Annotated in this window: 14 protein-coding genes and 2 pseudogenes; 10 read left to right on the forward strand and 6 right to left on the reverse strand. The window is 46.4% G+C overall.

From position 1 onward, the window contains the following. Positions 1–305: 305 nt before the first annotated feature. The 3 genes from MSMTP_RS08300 to MSMTP_RS08310 form a co-directional block, all read right to left on the reverse strand. Positions 306–2066, reverse strand: coding sequence for an aldehyde ferredoxin oxidoreductase family protein (locus MSMTP_RS08300; protein ID WP_048178602.1), 1761 nt, complete (start codon positions 2064–2066; stop codon positions 306–308). 37 nt (positions 2067–2103) lie between these two features. After that, a complete protein-coding gene (locus tag MSMTP_RS08305; RefSeq protein ID WP_082090555.1) occupies positions 2104–2622 on the reverse strand; it encodes a 4Fe-4S binding protein in 519 nt (172 codons plus the stop codon). 872 nt (positions 2623–3494) lie between these two features. Next, positions 3495–4745 carry an RNA-guided endonuclease TnpB family protein gene (locus MSMTP_RS08310; protein ID WP_048178603.1) on the reverse strand — a complete coding sequence of 417 codons (1251 nt, stop codon included), beginning with the start codon at positions 4743–4745 and terminating at the stop codon, positions 3495–3497. 834 nt (positions 4746–5579) lie between these two features. Here MSMTP_RS08310 and MSMTP_RS19170 point away from each other — a divergent pair. The 5 genes and pseudogenes from MSMTP_RS19170 (at position 5580) to MSMTP_RS19175 (ending at position 10688) form a co-directional block, all read left to right on the forward strand. Further along, positions 5580–5717 (forward strand): hypothetical protein, encoded by a 138-nt coding sequence (locus MSMTP_RS19170; protein WP_156153750.1) that lies wholly within the window; start codon positions 5580–5582, stop codon positions 5715–5717. 237 nt (positions 5718–5954) lie between these two features. After that, on the forward strand, positions 5955–7409 hold the full coding sequence (locus MSMTP_RS08315; RefSeq protein WP_048178604.1) for an NAD(P)/FAD-dependent oxidoreductase: 1455 nt from the start codon (positions 5955–5957) through the stop codon (positions 7407–7409). Between the two features lie 290 nt (positions 7410–7699). Next, a complete protein-coding gene (locus tag MSMTP_RS08320; RefSeq protein WP_048178605.1) occupies positions 7700–8065 on the forward strand; it encodes a Rieske (2Fe-2S) protein in 366 nt (121 codons plus the stop codon). Between the two features lie 577 nt (positions 8066–8642). Continuing rightward, complete coding sequence (locus tag MSMTP_RS08330) at positions 8643–9296, forward strand: methyltransferase cognate corrinoid protein (RefSeq protein ID WP_048178606.1); 654 nt, start codon at positions 8643–8645, stop codon at positions 9294–9296. Positions 9297–9311: 15 nt separating this feature from the next. Beyond that, positions 9312–10688: pseudogene (locus MSMTP_RS19175) on the forward strand (monomethylamine:corrinoid methyltransferase). A gap of 166 nt (positions 10689–10854) precedes the next feature. Here MSMTP_RS19175 and MSMTP_RS08345 read toward each other — a convergent pair. Next, on the reverse strand, positions 10855–11073 hold the full coding sequence (locus MSMTP_RS08345) for a DUF2769 domain-containing protein (protein ID WP_048178609.1): 219 nt from the start codon (positions 11071–11073) through the stop codon (positions 10855–10857). Positions 11074–11600: 527 nt separating this feature from the next. Here MSMTP_RS08345 and MSMTP_RS08350 point away from each other — a divergent pair. The 3 genes from MSMTP_RS08350 (at position 11601) to MSMTP_RS08360 (ending at position 14764) form a co-directional block, all read left to right on the forward strand. After that, on the forward strand, positions 11601–12449 hold the full coding sequence (locus tag MSMTP_RS08350; protein WP_048178610.1) for a hypothetical protein: 849 nt from the start codon (positions 11601–11603) through the stop codon (positions 12447–12449). Positions 12450–12586: 137 nt separating this feature from the next. Next, positions 12587–13426: a hypothetical protein gene (locus tag MSMTP_RS08355; RefSeq protein WP_048178611.1), complete on the forward strand. Its 840-nt coding sequence runs from the start codon at positions 12587–12589 to the stop codon at positions 13424–13426. A gap of 453 nt (positions 13427–13879) precedes the next feature. Continuing rightward, the gene (locus MSMTP_RS08360) at positions 13880–14764 is read left to right on the forward strand and encodes a hypothetical protein (RefSeq protein WP_048178612.1); all 885 of its coding nucleotides are present in this window, start codon (positions 13880–13882) and stop codon (positions 14762–14764) included. A gap of 111 nt (positions 14765–14875) precedes the next feature. Here MSMTP_RS08360 and MSMTP_RS08365 read toward each other — a convergent pair whose 3' ends face one another. Further along, positions 14876–15085 (reverse strand): hypothetical protein, encoded by a 210-nt coding sequence (locus MSMTP_RS08365; protein ID WP_048178613.1) that lies wholly within the window; start codon positions 15083–15085, stop codon positions 14876–14878. A gap of 36 nt (positions 15086–15121) precedes the next feature. Here MSMTP_RS08365 and MSMTP_RS08370 point away from each other — a divergent pair, with 36 nt between their 5' ends. After that, positions 15122–16051: a hypothetical protein gene (locus MSMTP_RS08370; protein ID WP_048178614.1), complete on the forward strand. Its 930-nt coding sequence runs from the start codon at positions 15122–15124 to the stop codon at positions 16049–16051. Between the two features lie 318 nt (positions 16052–16369). Continuing rightward, positions 16370–17164 carry a hypothetical protein gene (locus tag MSMTP_RS08375; RefSeq protein ID WP_048178615.1) on the forward strand — a complete coding sequence of 265 codons (795 nt, stop codon included), beginning with the start codon at positions 16370–16372 and terminating at the stop codon, positions 17162–17164. Between the two features lie 290 nt (positions 17165–17454). On the opposite strand, the pseudogene MSMTP_RS08380 reads toward MSMTP_RS08375, so the two are convergent. Beyond that, positions 17455–18039 (reverse strand): annotated as a pseudogene (locus MSMTP_RS08380) (aminodeoxychorismate/anthranilate synthase component II); the annotation flags it as partial. Positions 18040–18062: the final 23 nt, after the last annotated feature.

Raw genomic sequence — 18062 nt, forward strand, 5'->3', positions numbered from 1 at the left:
TTCAACTTCTAGAAAAAGTATTTTAATTTTTTTCTAAAAGATATTTTTACCTTTTAATAAAAATCTTTATATTCATTGAGTTTGTATATTTCAGTGTCCAATATATAATTATTTTAAATTAAGAATCCCCTGAATCCCAGGGATACCCGAAGGCTCAAAATCCGCACCATTGCGTTTCGGGCTAAAAAATGGTGCAATTGCGATGAACAATCCCGACACCGGGAAAATGCTTGGCGAAGCATACAGGGCCTGTCCGTAAAAGCTGAAAATTTCAGAAAGCACACCATTCTGAGGCTTTTTCGGACTTAAAGCCCCCTTTTTCTTATATATAATTCGAGAGCTTTTCTTACTCTTTCCTCCTCAAGAATCCCTGTGGTCGAGGCGGTTTCAAAGAACCTTTTTGGCAGGGTCAGGTTTTCGAACTTGAACCCAAATTTTTTCTTAAGTTCGTATTTTTTCCTGAAAATCTCCTTTCCAAGTTCTGTCAGCGCTTCCGGGCTTCTGTCGATATCCAGGGTTGCAAGGGCTTCGGATACCACTTCCGGGGTGTAGACTCCCCGTGCAAATAAGCAGATGGTGAGGGCATTGAGCATGCAGCGCAGGTCGTCTTCTTTGATCACCAGGTCGACGATTTCTTCGTCCGAGAGGTCTTTGTTAAAGGCTTTCTGGTCTGCGGAGTAACCTGCGTTATCCACATGGGAATGGCGGGTGCCCATGGACAGCCCAACGATGTTTCCTACCCCTGTGTGGTATCCGGGGATTTCCAGGCCCCCGAGCTGTATGGCAAAATCCTCTCCCCCGTATTTTTTTGAGGCAAAGACCACCCCTTTTGCCAGACTCGAATAAAATTCGTTCGGGGCCTGGACGGTCAACTCTATTGCCCGCATATAGGTCCTGTGGTCGCCCCATTTCAGTTCAAGTCCCAGGGTTTCTTTGGTCGAGATCGTCCCAAGAGCCTGTATTTCGGTCGCCCAGGCAAGTATGACTCCCATGCTTATGACGTCCACACCCACCTTCTCGCAGGTGTCGATCAGGTCAAGCACAGCTTCGGGATTTGAGATGCCAAGGTTTGAGCCTACTGAATAGATCAGCTCGTAATCGTAAGAAATGTTCAGGGTTTCATACTCGTGGGACTTGGAGAAGGGCCGCTTGAGCATTGCTATGTGGATGCAGCCGATGGGGCAGCCCGCGCAGGAGACGCGGCGGATCAGGTAGTTGTCCGCAAAATGCTCCCCTGAAATCGTTTCCGCACCTTCGAAAGAACTCTCCTGCAGATTCTTTGTGGGAAGCCCCTTCAATTCGTTCAGGACAAGGATGTTTTCGCTTGTGCCGAGGTTGTGGTACTTTTCCATCAGGCCTGTTTTTACAATCGTTTCATAGAGCACCTTATACATCTTCCGGTAGTCCTTATGCTGTGGACTCCGGATTTCCTGATCGCCTGAAATGACAATCGCTTTCAGTTTCTTTGCCCCGAGCACGGCTCCGAGCCCCAGGCGCCCGAAGTGCCTATAGGTGTCCACGTTCACGCTTGCAAAGCTTACCTTTCTCTCGCCTGCAACCCCGATCCTTATGATGCTCCGCCTGCCTGCCCCTTTCTCTACCCGGCGGAGAATTTTCCCTATATCGGTAGTTGAGGAAAGCCCCCAGATTGAGGAGGCGTCCTTAAAAGTTATCTCACCATTGTGGATCGCAACATAAACCGGATACTCCGACGCACCCTTGATGACAATGGTTTCATACCCGGCAAAACGCAAGGACATTGCCAGGTGCCCGCCTGCATAGGATTCCCCCAGTTCCCCGTTCAGGGGGGAGCGGAACATAGCAACGGTTTTCGTGCAGGTGGGATAGACCCCTGAAAGGGGGCCCGTGCTCAGGATTACGGGCATATCGGGATCAAGAGGGCCTGTACCTTCCTTATATTCTTCGAGCATGAGTTCGGTGGCCACCCCTACACCTCCCAGGTACTTTTCATAGAGGTCCTTCCGTTCCACGATATCATAGGTCTTGTTGCTCAGGTCCAGGTAGAGTATGCTGGTCAGGCCGGGAATTACGCTTGAACAGGGCATTATTTCTCAACTCCGGGTTTTATACTTGAACCATGCATCATTTCTCAACTCCGGATTCTGTCTTTTCCGGGGAAGCCGTTTCCTGCTGCGGTTCCGGCAAAACTTCCTGGCTTTCTTTAGCCTCAGTATCCGTAATTTTCGGTTCTCCGCTTTCTTCCACTTCTACCATTTCCAGCACGTCATGGGGGCAAAACTTCGTGCAGACCCCGCAGTGCCTGCATATGACCGCTTTCTTTCCCGAGTCAAGGTGGATTGCCCCTACCAGGCAGGCATCCATACAGTTCCCGCAGCCGTTACAAAGCTCCTTATGGACTATTACACCCCCACCTTTGCGTTTGGTCAGTGCTCCCTGAGGACAGACTTTTGCGCAGGGGGGGTCAATGCAGGCATGACAGACTATGGAAACATAGGCGCTTTCTATCCCCCCACTTGTCTGGATGTCAATGCAGCTGTTTTTCAGAGAAATCGTATCGTACCATGTCCGTGCGCACGCCAGCATGCAGGAATAACACCCGATGCAGCGGGCCTGGTTTGCAACCTTGAGCCTTTTTGCCATTAGTTCCCGCTCCAGTTCCCCTATAAAGGAAAGTTCCCCTATGAAGGAAAATATGTGCCCTCGGTTTATATATTATGGCATTGGACTGGTCCGGGATTTTCTGGAGTTACATCCAAAAAAAGTGGGGGAGTAACAATCCCTATATAAAAATGTTTTGCTAAAATGAACCCTCACTTGAATGTAAATCGAAATGTTTTTATTTGCATATCGCGTAACTAGGATAGTGGATTCCGGTTTGTTAAATGAGTTATAAGTAGTTATCGGAGATATTCTGATAAGGGAGGTTCCCTATGCAGCAGAACAAAATGATGCAGCACGACAAAATGATGCAGCAAAACAGGGTGATAATCGGTACTTTCGGTGTACTGTTCACTCTGGTAGCGCTAATCGGATTGTACTGGGTATGACCCTGAACCCTGCGGGTTCGGGTAAGGAGGCACCGGAGAAAGCAAAACTCAATTTTTTGAGAAATTGGAATACTGCTCCCCGATGCATGCCTTTCCAGGTTTCCATGAAGCGCAGATGCTGATAGAAAATCCGATTTGACACGGAACCGGGTATTTTCTTTGCGGTTCCAGTCAGTTACTTAATGTTTACCCTGTACACGGTATCAGGTAAGCCCAGGGTTCCCGGGCTTTCTCGAGATCTCGTACTAAAAAAGCTGTACAGGATTTCCGGCTTGAAGTTGGGCCCGTCAGAGGACGTTGTTGAAAAATGGCCCAGGCTCCAGGTAGCGGAACAGGAGTTGGCGTACACGTCATACCAGGTTCGGAAAAAAGCCCCGAGAAGAAGATGTTGTGGAAAAAGGGGCGTGAACTACCCCTCCCTGCCTCCTTCGGAGCCGAGGAAGGGGCTTCCTTCGAGTACTCGAATCATCCAGGTATCGGCTCTAAGAACTCGATACCCATCATCAAGCCTGTTTGTCGAAGATTATCGGCAAAGAACCGATAGCCTGTCCACAAGGCATTCTGTGATAGGAAACGTTCAATGATGTTGATAGCACTGTTTTTATCCCTGTCTATGACGTTTCCACAATCACAAGACATAGTTCGCTGATATAGTGGCATATCATGCCGTTTTTTGCAAACGTAACATTCTTTTGACGTATAACTTTCATCGATTTTTATTACTTTCTTACCTACTTTTTTTGCTTTGTAGGTCAAAAATCCGATGAAGCGAGAAATGAAACCCTGATTCTGAGTAGACCTGTTGAGTCCTTTTTTCCGCTTTCCTTTCAGCTTTTTTGACTTAGCCATTTTCTTGACTTTCAGATCCCCTACTATGATGGTGTTAGCCTTCGTGTTTTTAACCATCTTTAGGGAGAGTTTGTGCTGATAATCCTTATTCTGGTTAGATCTTTTTCTCTCCATTTTTTTGACGTTGCTATTGAACCTCTGCCATCTTCTGCTATTCTTCTTGCAGTGATCTCTCCTGGATTTCAGAGTATCAATTTTTTTGTTCCAGTACTTATCAGGTCTTGCGGTTTTTGCTTCGAAAAACTTTCCGTAAGAGTTGACAGCAGTTACCATTTTCGTAACCCCTGCATCAATCGCCTGATACAGACCGTTATCATGGTACTGAACTTCCGGTTCGTAGTCATAGGTAACTGAGATAAACCAGTCTCCTCTGGCTTTATAGGGGTCACTGTTGTAGATATCTACCTGTTTGACTTTCCTTTTTTCGAACCCCCTATCAATCTCAAAAGACAGAGGAACTTCGTTGACCTTATGGGAAAAAGAAACGTTTCCGTCCCCGAACTTGAAACCACTCTGGTTGTATACTATTGTGAAAAAGTAGTTTTTTCCCCTGTGTTTTGGTGGTCTTGCACCTGTATCCCCGTTTTTTCGAAGGGCAAAAAATGATTTGTAGTTAGCGTCAAGCTTTTTGAGAACTCCCTGCAACACTTTGGAATAGACCATTTTGTACTGAGGAAACTTTTCTTTTATCTCGGGTAGCTTGTTTTGTTGTTCCACATACCTGACACGCCTGTTCTCGTTTTTCCACGCTTCCTGTCTTTCGGTCAGAGCAAAATTATAGGTCAACCTACAGAGGTTAGATGTGGTCCAGAGAACATCGACCTGTTCTTCTGTAGGATGAATTTTGATCTTTTCAGTTAGTTGCATGGGACATTTTGAATATGTCAGTTTGCATATATATATGAGTCTTTGAACAATTTGTAAAAAGTTATTTTATTGTAGTTCCGGGAAGTGGACGGCTTTCATCCCCCACCTGTCGGCCTACGGCCTCCGAGGAAGGAGACTTCCCGCCTGCAAAGTTAAAAACCTGGGTAAAGTCATACGGACGGGACGCGCAGGAAGTGTGAACCTGCAAGAGTAATCGTTGAAAAGGTCCTGGCTGTGGGGATCGCGAAAAAGGAATTCCGAATTCCTCCGGTTCAGGATCACTTATTCAAACTTAAACATTTTAACCTCTTTTCTATTGCTATTTGGCTCCTTTTTTTTTGTGTGCAACCCTCACAAAAACAGAAGCGGTCTTGAATTGAAACTTGTCTTATCCACGAGAAATGGTGAAGAACCATATTCATCTTTTATTGCTATCTTCACTTTTCATTTCTTCTTGTTACCTTCACTTTTCATTTCTTCTTGTTACCTTCACTTTTCATTTCTTTTTGTTACCTTCACTTTTCATTTCTTCTTGTTACCTTCACTTTTCATTTCTTCTTGTTACCTTCACTTTTCATTTCTTCTTGTTACCTTCACTTTTCATTTCTTCTTGTTACCTTCACTTTTCATTTCTTCTTGTTACCTTCACTTTTCATTTCTTCTTGTTACCTTCTGTCTTCATTTCTTCTTGTTACCTTCTGTCTTCATTTCTTCTTGTTACCTTCTGTCTTCATTTTTTCATTCTATCTTATCTTCATTTTTAACTTCCGTTATTTCCGATTACCTTCCCGTATTTATAGCAAAACGTCCATAGTATCAACCGGGTGGAGGAAAATGAATAAATGTGAACGTTGTGGAAAGGAGACGGATAACTTTGTTAAGATAAAAGGGAGGAAGCTCTGCATGGAATGCGCCGTGGAAGAGCAAAAAGATATGAGCCTGGACAGTCCTGGCTACATTACCTGCATCTGAACCTGTAATAAAAAGGCATTTTTGGGGAAGTATAATACCCTTTCTAAAGAAATTATATATAATGTAACTTTTAACATATGCTGTGATTAAGGCGCTTTACTACAGTTGCATAACATAATTTTTATCTTTTATGCGTTCCACTGTAGGTGGAATTGTGTTGTGAATTGAGATTGCCAAATGTATAAGGTGCGGTGAAGAAGAGCTTGATTCACAGAAAAAATAGAGGTAGTTCAGGGAATGAAAAAATACGATGTAATTGTTGTCGGGGCGGGTGTCAGCGGGCTCCTGGCTGCGCTTACGCTTTCCAAGCACGGGAAAAAGGTACTGGTCCTCGAGAAAAACAGGAACATTGGGGGAAACTGTAACAGCTATATGGTAGATGGCTTCCAGGTGGATACCGGAGCCCATGCCATAACCCATCTCCATGAGGGGCCCCTCAGGAGACTCATGGACAACTACTTTGACTACCTGCCGGTTTTCGAAGACTACGGGCACTACTATGTTCGGACAGAAAACTCCTTTACCAAAGTCCCTTCAAACCTGAAGGATTTCGTTACTTTCGACGTACTCCCGAGAAAGGACAGGCTCATGCTTTCCCAGGCGATTACGAAAGCCCTGACCCTTTCAACTTTCGGGGTTGACCTTTCGGGGCAGTCCGTGTATGATTACCTGCCAAGGACCCTTTCCAAAGATACCTGTGATTTCGTGGACACTATTTCGGGCTTCCTTTCCGGCAGGTCCATGAAAGAGACATCAGCTTACCGGATCCTTACAGGCAGCAGTTTTGTGAGGGACAGCATAACCCAGGAACAATTCGGTGAAATGATCGGGAGAATGGAACCCAGAAAAAGGCAGTCCACAGAGTCCATTCTGGCTTCCCTGCTTCCCCTGAACCTGCACTCTTCCCTCCAGGCCCGGATGAACAGGGTTTCCCAGCCCTTCACGTCCCTGGAAAGGCTTGCCACTAACAGGGTTAACTATTCCCAGGGCTATCCCAGGAAGGGCCTTAAATCCCTCCTTAACGCCATAATCTATTCCCTCCCGGACCTGGTAGAAATCAAGACCGAGTGTGAGGTAACAGGCATCCAGGTGCAGGATGGTAAGGTTGCAGGCGTTGAAGCCGATGAAGCCTACTCCGCAGAAATTGTCATCTATACCGGATTTTCAACCGACCTCCCGAACCTAATGAGGGATCTGCCTTCGGATTACCTGGAAAACCTGAAGGGGATCGTCCACACCAAAAGCCTCACAATCTGGCTGGGTCTGCAAAAAAACCTTCCAGAGTTTAACTATATCGGTTCCGAGATCTGGTTCAAGGACTTTGCTTACTGGGCCATGCCTACCAGCAACTATGACCCTTCCCTTGCCCCGAAGGACAGGCAGCTCGTGGGCTTTTCCTTTGTAATCGACGAACACAGAAGTGAGAAACACGAGGTCAGGAAGGCCTATGATACGATTTATCGGGCTCTTCCGAACATCGAGCAGCAAATAGTGATGAAGCATGAGCAGATAATGATCCCCGAAAAAGCCGCAGTTACTATTGACGGAAAATTCGCGGACATTCGTACTCCTGTAAAGAACCTCTACATTGCTGGTACGGATACCGATAAGCGCAGTATGGGGATCACCAGAGCCTCCTATTCGATAATTGAACTCCTGAAAATCCTGAATGATGATGGGATACTTCACTGATACGGAGCTTTTCTACATCATCTTTTTTAGTTTTCTTTTTTAGTTTTCTTTTTTAGTTTTCTTTTTTAGTTTTCTTTTTTAGTTTCCTTTTTTAGTTTCCTTTTTCAGTCTCTTTATTCAGCCTCTTTATTCAGTCTCCTTTTTCAATCTCCTTTTTCATCATCTCTCATTTTCCGCAACCTTTATTTCAGCTTGAGCTTTTCCCTTCTCCGGCAAAAGCTTATATCGGGCTCCCCGGCTAATAATAAGCAGGGAATAAAATCCCGGAAAGGGTTGAAGGTGTGTGGTAAATGGTATCTGATAAGACATCAGGAAAAATCTCCGGAACCAGTGGTACATCCGGTTTTGAGCCTCCCTGGCATTATGCGGCTGAGGAAAGCGGATTGAAAGAAGGAATTCTCCATCTTGTGGAACTTGAAGGAAAAGGTATACTCTTCATTAAAATAGAGGGCAAAATTTACGCATTTTTAAATACCTGTCCCCATGCACACTGTCCGCTGGACAGGGGCGTGCTCGAAGATCATGAACTTAAGTGCATCTGCCATGGAAGGAGGTTTGACATCAGGACCGGGGAATGCCTGAACGACAGTCTTGAATTAAAGAAGGTTGAGTGGAAACTTGAAGGCGGAAAAATAGGGGTAAAGCTCGATAAATAATTTTTCAACGAACTTTATGTTACCAATTATTATGTTATGTGACAAGATTAACCTATTTAGATGAAGCTCATGGAATTTAATTTAAGTTTAAGCTCTTTATATTGCAGCCCATAATATTAAATTTTTCAGGGAGGAAAGAAAATTAGCAATCTGTCCGAAAATTCAGGGACTTTAAGCCTGGTATGCGGGCTTGTAAGCATATTCTTTTCCCTGTCTTTCTTGCTGGGAATCGGGAGCGTATTTCTAACATCTTTTGCGATACCTTTTGCTTTCATAGGCATTGTTCTTGCCAGGGCACGCCTGAAAAAAGGACCTGATAGTGTAGCAAGGGCAGGACTTATTGCCAGTGTTTTCGGTTTTTTGCTGAACCTCGCTTCGTTTGCACTCTTCCTGCTGTTTTTCCGATAAATCCCTTTATCCGGGCCTCAGGAATCTATCCATAATATATTTATATTGAGTTCTTTTTTTCTGCGTCTACTAGCGTAATTTATATATATGAATAAAGTGGGAATAAGATTCCGTAATCCGTTCGCGTAGCTCAGGGCAAAATGCAAAAATAAATATGGAGGATTCAAAAATGGCAAACGAAGAAATTTTTGACAAACTTTGCGACTCTGTCGTTAATCAGGATATCGCAGGATGTGTACAGTTAACCCGGGAATCCCTTGATGCAGGAATTCCGGCACTTGATATTATCACAAAGGGCCTTTCCCCAGGAATGAAAATCGTAGGGGAAAAGTTCGAGGCTGCTGAAATCTTCCTTCCCCAGATTATGATGTCTGCAAAAGCAATGAGCGGGGCAATGGAAATCCTTACTCCCGAACTTGAGAAGACCAGGAAGGAAGGAGAAGAAACCGGGCTTGCAATCACTTTTGTTGCAGAAGGGGACATCCACGACATCGGACACCGCCTTGTCTCAACCATGCTCGGAGCAAATGGTTTCGATATCCTTGACCTCGGAACCGACGTTCTCAACGAGACTGTTGTAGAAGAGGTTGCAAAGCACAAGGGAGAAAAAGTCATTCTTGTAGGTTCCGCCCTTATGACCACCTCCATGCTCGGCCAGAAGGACCTCATGGATCTGCTCAGGGAAGAAAACCTGAGAGACAGCGTAAAGTGCATGTTCGGAGGAGCCCCTGTTTCTGACGGCTGGATCGAAGAAATCGGAGCAGACGCAACCGCAGAGAACGCTGCAGAAGCCGCAAAAGTAGCACTTGAAGTTATGAAATAATCGGGGGAACCAGACATGACATTCAGAAAATCATTTGATTGCTACGATTTCTACGACAGAGCAAAAGTCGGTGAGAAATGCACCCAGGACGACTGGGACCTCATGACAATTCCCATGAAGTCCATGGAGCTTAAGCAGAAGTACGGGCTTGACTTCAAGGGAGAGATCATCCCTACCGACAAGGACATGATGGAAAAGCTCTTCCAGGCAGGGTTTGAGATGCTCCTCGACTGCGGTATCTACTGTACTGACACCCACAGGATCGTCAAGTACACCGAAGAAGAGATCTGGGACGCACTCAACAACATCCAGACGGAATTCACCCTCGGGACCGGTAGGGATTCAGTTCAGTTCAAGAAGAGAAGCATCGGAGACAAGAGGAAGCCAATTGTCCAGGGAGGTCCTACCGGGTCCCCGATTTCCGAAGAAGTCTTCATGCCAGTCCACATGAGCTACGCCCTGGAAAAGGAAGTAGACACCATTGTAGACGGTGTTATGACCTCCGTCCGCGGCAAGCCTCCAATTCCGGGAAGCCCCTATGAAGTCCTGGCATCAAAGACCGAAACCAGGCTCATCAAGCAGGCAGCAGCAATGGCCGGCAGGCCAGGCATGGGCATATAGGGCCCTGAGACCTCCCTGTCCGCTCAGGGAAACATTGCCTCTGACTGCTACGGTGGACAGATCTCCTCTGACAGCCACGAAGTCTCCCAGCTCAACGAGCTGAAGATCGACCTCGATGCAATCGCAGTAATTGCTCACTACAAAGGCAACAGCGATATTATCATGGACGAACAGATGCCAATCTTTGGCGGATACGCCGGCGGCATTGAAGAGACCACAATCGTGGACATTGCAACCCACATCAACGCATTCGTCATGAGCAGCGCAAGCTGGCACCTTGACGGCCCTGTCCACATCCGCTGGGGATCCACCAACACCAGGGAAACCCTGACAATCGCAGGCTGGGCATGTGCAACTATCTCCGAGTTTACAGACATCCTCTCCGGGAACCAGTACTACCCATGTGCAGGCCCCTGTACCGAGATGTGTCTCCTCGAAGCTTCCGCCCAGTCCATGACTGACACCGCTTCAGGCCGTGAAATCCTCTCCGGTGTGGCAGCCGCAAAGGGTGTCGTCACCGACAAGACCACAGGTATGGAAGCCAGGATGATGGGAGAAGTCGCAAGGGCAACCGCAGGCATGGACATCGCAGAAGTCAACGGAATCCTCGACAAGCTCGTCGGCCTCTACGAGAAGAACTATGCAAACGCACCCGCAGGCAAGACCTTCCAGGAATGCTACGACGTTAAGACCGTAACACCCACGGACGAATACATGCAGGTCTACGACGGAGCAAGGAAGCAGCTCGAAGACCTCGGACTCGTATTCTAAACTGATAATTTCAGAAACTTTCAGAGCCGGATCCGGACATCCGGGTCCGAGCACCTTTTTTCGGATCAAACTTCTGTCCTGTTGCTGTGAGTGAAAATAGATAATTGGATGATTTACTATTTGGACTTTTTAGCTTTCCTGTTCTTTTGCCGAACCTCTGATGCAGTTAATACATATAGTCAAGCCTTAATTTGTTAGCTACCGGGAAGCCGAGGCAAATACAGCCGTTTTCTTCACTTATGCCCCCTCTCTTGCTTATCGTCTCAAAGCAGTAGCCACCTTTTTCCCCGCATTCGACCCAGGAAGGGCAGGACGGGCAAATGCACATTGATATGACCATTTCTTCCCGTTTTTTCAACTCTTCAGGACTTATTTCTCCTCCCATATTATCCCCCTTTCTCACAACTGTTGTTGCAAGGTGTCAACCTACCGAATTTAACGTACCGAATTTTTTGTAAAGACGGTATTTGGGGTGCGAAAAAAACGTTATTAGGGGATTTCTGAAAAGATGGTGTACAGGGTTTTTCTAAAGACGGAAATTCAGGAAAGGTTATGATGGGGTGGTACTCACAAGCGAACGGAACGGACAGGAAGAAGGGATGAACCTATCCATCTAGAGTAATCGTTGTGATTCTCGTGTGTGTGTGTGAAATGAGGCTTCGAGGTCCGCTTGCAAGCAACCGGTATCTTATTACCGTAAAATATTATTTAAAGCTTTTTATCATTTCTTGAAATTGTATAGGAAGTTCTTTTCATGTAAGATTTTTCATTGAACTGAGGGAGACCAAAGGGAAAACCCTGCCCTGTTTCTTACATGGCAAAGCTAATATCCTCACACGGCAATACTCTTATGCAAAAGTAGAACTTGGGGGATGCAGGATTCTTCCGCTGGATGAAACCGAAGCTTTTGAAATGGGAATGGCTGCAGTCAATGAAGGAAGCGAAGCTGAGGTCATACAACTTCTGAATTACCTGAATGAAATTGCGGTTAAGTATGCCGGGGAAGGCAAGGAAGCCGATACCAGGAGAATAGTTGAGTACATAAAGGATATCGGAAGAGCAGCAGCTTTAAAGCGGCTGGAAATGGCAGCTATTACCTCACTCCTGCTCCTGGCCCCGGTTGCAAAGGAAGCCTGCAGGCAGCAGATGGAAAGTATCCTTGTAAGCATTGCCCTGGCGATCGGGGAGGTCGGAAAAGCTGCGGGAGAGCAGAAGCTTGAAGTTCCCGCAAAGGTGGCTGCTTCCTGCCTGGGAGAAATGGGGAACACGGCGGCTTGCAGGAAACTGAAAAAAGAAACAATAGCGGTTATTTTTTCCCTGGGGGAGATCGGAAAAAGCGTAACCCAGCAGAAACTCGGGGACGCTGCGGAAAGCACGCTAGCCTGGCTGGGGATTACCGGGAAAGTTGCCGCAAGCCAGAATTTTGAGGCCGCTGCGCTCAATGCCGAGCTCCTCCTGCAGGAACTGGGGTCCAATGCGATTGAAAAGGACCTGAAGAAGGCTGCTGAAGCAACTGCCCGTTCCCTGGAGGGCATAGGGCGAGTTGCAGATGAACAGGGGCTTAAAAAGGCCCGTTTGCAGGCAGCATATTCCCTGGAGACGATCAAATTTGACGCCGATGACCGCTACCTTATGAGCGCTTCCATCATTGCAGGGGTAGCTCTCCAGTATTTTGAGAAGTTTGAAACGGAAAAGGAAGGGGTAAGCCGCAAGAAAACCCGTAATGTAAAGAGACGGTTCCCGGAAGGGAATGCCGAATAAACTTCATTAAAAGGGAAAACAGCAGTTTGGAGAGGTCCCGGACACTTGCATTTCCCTGTAAAGGAGCATGGAAACTGCCAGATAACCCGGAAGCCAGCTCCATTCCGCGCCTGGTGATATCTTAAAGAGGATCATACATGTCTATCTTGAATGAGGCAAGGGCTACAGACCTTGGTTTAAGTTCGGTTAAGGAAAAGGATGAATTGGGGGTGCTCAGGTCTATCGATTTCCTGACCGAGCGCGGGACAGAATACATAAACAAAAGGCTGGAAACAGATGCCAAGAGAGCTGTGACCTGTATAAAAAATATTGGGAACGCTGCCGCTCTTCAAAGGATGGAAGCCGGGGTTTTCATCTCCCTTATCTCCTTGGGCCGGATGGCAAAAGCTGCCAGGGGAAAGGAGATGACAGATACAAGCCAGAGTATTCTGTATTCCCTCTGTGCAGTCGGAAAAGCTGCAGCCGGACAGGGGATGGAAGCTGCGGTAAGGGTTGTGGTGGCATACCTGGGAGAAATAGTTAATTCCGCCTCCGTGCAAGATAAGAAAAGTGAAGCTTTGACTGCGGCCCTGGCTCTTGGGGTGGTAGGTACGAGCGTGTGCAAGAATTCCGCTTCAGGGGGTCCGGATAACGGAGGAATTATTCCCGTTATGCCGGGAATTTTGCTGTCCCCGCCGCTTCATGAGGATGCATCCTTTATTTCAGACGATTTTTCTGAAGTTTTCGGGTTTGCACTTACCCATTCCGAGAATGGAGGTTCGCAGGAAGGTGAGCCTTTCCTTTCAGAAAGTGAGCCTCAGAAAGTCGAAAACGAAGCCCTTGATAATGCTGTTATCCGGGCTGCTCATTCCCTTGAGAACATGAGAATCGAAACTGACGAGAAATACATGATAAGTCATGTACTTATGGCAAAAATCTCCCTTGAAGTTTTTAATTGCACCGAAATGATAAATGAAGCAGAAAGCCTGGACAAATAAGGTTTTTAGCGTCTCCTTACACCCTTTCACCTGACAATCCCATTTTCCTGGCAGCTGAGTATTCCAGGCTTTACCCTGCCGGGAATATTTTACGATCCCCCGACAGGAAGATATTTTATACTCTCCTCAGTTATTTCCCTATTTCCTGACGGGGATTTCCCTATTTTCTGACCGATATTTTGCGATTTCTCGCGTTAAAACCCTCGTCCCGATGGCTGCCTTTTGGAAGCTCAGACCGGGTGATAAAGCCGTATCTTTATACTCTGGGCATTTTCGTGCTATATAGCAACACTAATAACCTCAGAACTTCATAGAGTAGGCAGGAAACAAAACCGTACACTTATTATATTTATTTATCTGACTGGGGCGCAGAAGCATTCAGCAGGCTGAGACTCAAAAACATCTAAATAATTCATAATAGTTTGACAAACCTGACAAGAGGGGAAAAAGAAAATGATAACATTGAATGAAGCGGATGCCATGGAGGTAGGCTTAACCTCGGTTGAAGAGGGGGATGAGAGCCGGGTTTTCCAGGCACTGGACTCCCTTACAGGAATTGCGGTAGACTTCATAACGGAAAATGAAGGGGCCGATGCCGAGAGGGTCATCTTCTCCATCGATGAGATCGCGGAGTTGGCTGCGGAGGCAAAACTCGAACTCGTTACGATCAATTCCATTCTGGCTATGGGGAACCTGGCAAAGGCAGCAGCAGAAAAGGGCTTTGAGTCCACAGTGGGAAAAACCGTTGTTTCGATAGGAAAACTCGGGAAGAAGGCTGTGAAAAGCGACCTCGGGACCGCCTCAAAGGTTGCGGTAACGACCCTGATGGAGATCAGAAAAGCCTCTTCCGGGCAGAGGGGTACGGAAGAAACGGTTACCATGGCTTTGCTCTTCAGGGAAATAGGCCTGGTTGCGGGCAAACGGGACATGAAAGAAGCGCTGATAAATGTGCTGACTTTCCTTGGAGAGGTCGGAAGAAATGTTGCCGGAGAAGGGCTTGAGACCGAATCTCTCAGTGTACTCCTTCTGCTGGAGGAACTTGGCGCGCTGGCTTCGGAAAAATACTTTGATGAAGCTCTCAGTTCAACCGCCATCTCGGTTGAAGAGATCGGAAAACTTTCCCTGAAGAAGGACATGCAGGGGGCTTTCCTACAGAGCCAGTGGACGCTTGAGACTTTAAAAGTTCAGGCTGAAGAAAATGTCCTGACGAATTCTTCTATTGTGACGGAACTTGCCCTTGAAAACTTCGAAAGTGAAGGAGTTGCTGAAACAGATGAAAGCCTGGAGAAGCTGCAGAAAGTAAAGGAATTGCATGAAAAGATCCTTTCCGGAATGTGAAAATAGAAGAAATTGAGGAGATAAGTTTTCCTTTTCCTTTCCCTTTTCTTCTTCTTTCATTCAAGTTCTTTCCTTTCTACCTTTTTTCTTTTCTGGCCCCCCTTTATTCCTTTATCCCTTTAATTTACCCTTCTTTTTCTCCCTTCTCGCCTTTCCTCCCGCCTTCTCCTTCTTTACTTTTTCGTTTTGGTGTCTTTTTTTCTCATTATTTCTTCCGTTTTCTTTCCCTATTCTGGAATATGTCCCCCTTGCCGGGGTTGCTGCGTTTAACAGGACAAAAAAATGGAGGAAAATGAAAAATTTAATATCCTGCCCGGTCATAATTTATAGTAAAGGCTGCGGAATTGGAGGTGAAGTATGCCTTTAACAGAAGAAGCTCGGCTGCTTGACCAGGGATTCTCGGCGGTTCGGGCGAGGAATGAAGTGCAGCTCCTCCGGACGGTCGACGATCTGGGTGATCTCGGAATCAAATGTGTCGGGCAGTTTCCGGAAGCAGGTCCGGAAAAGGTGGTCTCCTGCATACAAACCCTCGGTGAAGTTGCGGTTGAAAAGGGACTGACAGTAGGTCTCCTTGATGCATCGGTTTCACTGGGAAGAATCGGACAGGAAGCGGCTAGAAAGGGGGTTGAAGAGACGGTCTTAGCTGTTGCATCGGCTCTTTTGACTCTCGGAAAAAAGGCATCTGATAGTGGAATGCCGGTATCTCTCAGGCTTGTGGCTACTACCCTGAAAGAAGTCGGAAAAGAGGCGGCCAGGAAGGGAATGGAAAAAGCCGCCATCACCAGCCAGTCTCTCCTGAAAGAAATTGCTACTTTTTCCGGGTGTGAGGACCTGGAAGTGTTCCAGGCTGATATCCCCTCGCTGATCCGGGATGTCGGAAAAAGTGCTGCAGGGGCAGGGCTTGAAAACGCTGTTATAAGTGCCGAACTCCTGCTGGAAGACGCTCAGATTGCGCTGAACTGGGCTCTGCTCAGGAAAAGGAAGAGCCTGTATAAAGAGCGGAGGATTTGCGAAGAAACGTGCACTCCTCTCTACTGTCTCGGAGAACTCGGAAAACTTTCCTCCCGGAGGAAGCTGGAACTTGCCGCTGCTCAGGCGGCTCTCTCTATCGAAATTGTCAGGAAGAACGCTGAGGCTGGTTACCTGGGAAATACCGTACTTTCGGCCGAGTGCCTGCTTGACTCTTTCCTGGACGTAAAGGTTCCGCGTGCAAAACTGAACCGGAATGCGGAGGAAATTAGGAGGTTGCACGAAAAGATTTATAGCCAGTTTGCTGAAGTCCGGTAAGGGTTACTTACAATCTTTCGAAAATGTTTCAATCTTTCTGAATTTTTTGAATACAGTTTTGAAAGATTTTCCGGAAACTTTCTTTTCAGAGGTATTTTTAAGGATTTTTTATCTTCATAAATGCCTTTTTACCCTTTTCCGGTTTCTTAATTTCTTTTTTAAGGTTTTATACTCTTTTTTCAGGGGTATTAGCCCCGGATATGCTGATTATATTTCTAAAAATATAGGAAGACTAATATCAGAGTAAACATATAGGATATCAGATAATTATCCAAAATCTAACCTTTCAAGCATTATTTGATTAAAAGGGGTGTAAATATGTTCACAATGAATGAACAGAAGGCAATTGAACTGGGAGAAGCAGGAATAAAGGCAGCCAGTGAAAGAAACGAATATGACGCTATCCAGAATATCGACTACCTCAGGGAACTCGGGGTAGAACTTATCAAAGGGGATTTAGAGAAAGAATCCAAAATGGTTGCCGTATACATAAGGAATATCGGCACCAAAGCTGCCCAGAAGAGGTTTGAAGAGCCTGCTACTGCTGCAATAGAAGCCCTGAAAGAGCTTTCGGAAATGTCACTTGAAAAAGGTTACTCCAATGCTCTCTGGTCGCTTGCAAGAGCCGTGCAGGAAGTGGGAAAGGGAGCTGCCCATTTCAAAATCGAGGTGCCTGCACAAAAAGCAGTTGGAGTCCTTGAAATAATAGGGCTCGGAGCCGTTGAGAAGAAAATGGAAGTTGTCACCCTCTGGACTACCCTCGCTCTTGAAGAAATCGATTTTGTATCCAATGAACAGGAATTGCCTGAAATCGTGGATGCAGCAAAGGCCGCCTGTGAAGCAATCATAAAGTCCTCGGAAGAAAAAGGCTTTATTGCCAGGCAGCAGATAGAAGTCTACCCCAAACTTATCTACGATACCATCAAGAACTTCGGAGGCTATCAGGACCTCAGGCCCTCCAGCTATCAGGATCAGGCCAACGAAGCATTCCGTGAGGAAACGTTTTTCGAAGAGGAAGCCGAAGACGAGGAAGCTGAAACCGAGGAAGCTGAAACCGAGGAAGCTGAAACTGAGGAAGCTGAAACCGAGGAAGCTGAAAATAAGGATAAATAATCAGGTAGAGCAAGCAGTCTGAAAGCAGAAGAAAAATAAGGAAATCATTCCTGCTGCACAGGCGGATGGAGAAGCTCATGGCCGGTTTCTAACAACCGGTTTTCTTTTTTCAATTTTTGTTCATCCCTTTCCGACTTCTCGTTTCTCTTTTTAAATTTCCCGTTCCCTTTTTCGACTTCCCCGTTCTTTTCCTTAACTTGCACATTTCCTTGTTTGGGTTTCTTTTCTTCTCTTTTAATATTTTCTTTTTTTATATTTTCTCTTTTAATATTTTCTTTTTTTATATTTTCTTTTTCAAACCCTCTGGCAATTTCCAGAAAACTCTCAATTATTTTCAGCCCGTTGGGGGTTAGTACGGATTCCGGGTGGAACTGGAGGCCGTATATCGGGTACTTTTCATGCTCCACTGCCATGATGCTTCCGTCTTCTGCCCTGGCGGTTATCCTGATTCCGGGGGCTGGATATCCAATTTCCAGGGAATGGTATCGTCCGGCTTCAAATGTTTCTCCCATCTCTCCGAAAAGCGAGGAACTGTTGTGCCTGATCTGTGAACTTTTCCCGTGCACCGGGCCTGCTTTACTTCTTCTGACCGTCCCACCGAATGTGAAATTGATCGCCTGGTGTCCCAGGCAGACCCCGAGCAGGGGAATTTCCGGTCCCAGTTCCCGGATGATGTCTATGCAGTTCCCTATATCTTTCGGGTCCGAGGGGTTGCCAGGACCCGGGGAAATCACCAGCGCATCGGGGGCCAGAGCCCTTACCTCTTCTACAGGGACCGTGTTCGGGAGAACCACGGTATCTTTTTCAAAATATGAAATGTAATCCACAAGGTTCCATACAAAGGAATCCCTGTTGTTTATGAAAACCACCTTCATCAATAACGCCTCCTCTCAAGCTC

It is taken from the genome of Methanosarcina sp. MTP4, assembly GCF_000970045.1.
In the GTDB taxonomy this organism is placed as follows: Archaea; Halobacteriota; Methanosarcinia; order Methanosarcinales; family Methanosarcinaceae; genus MTP4.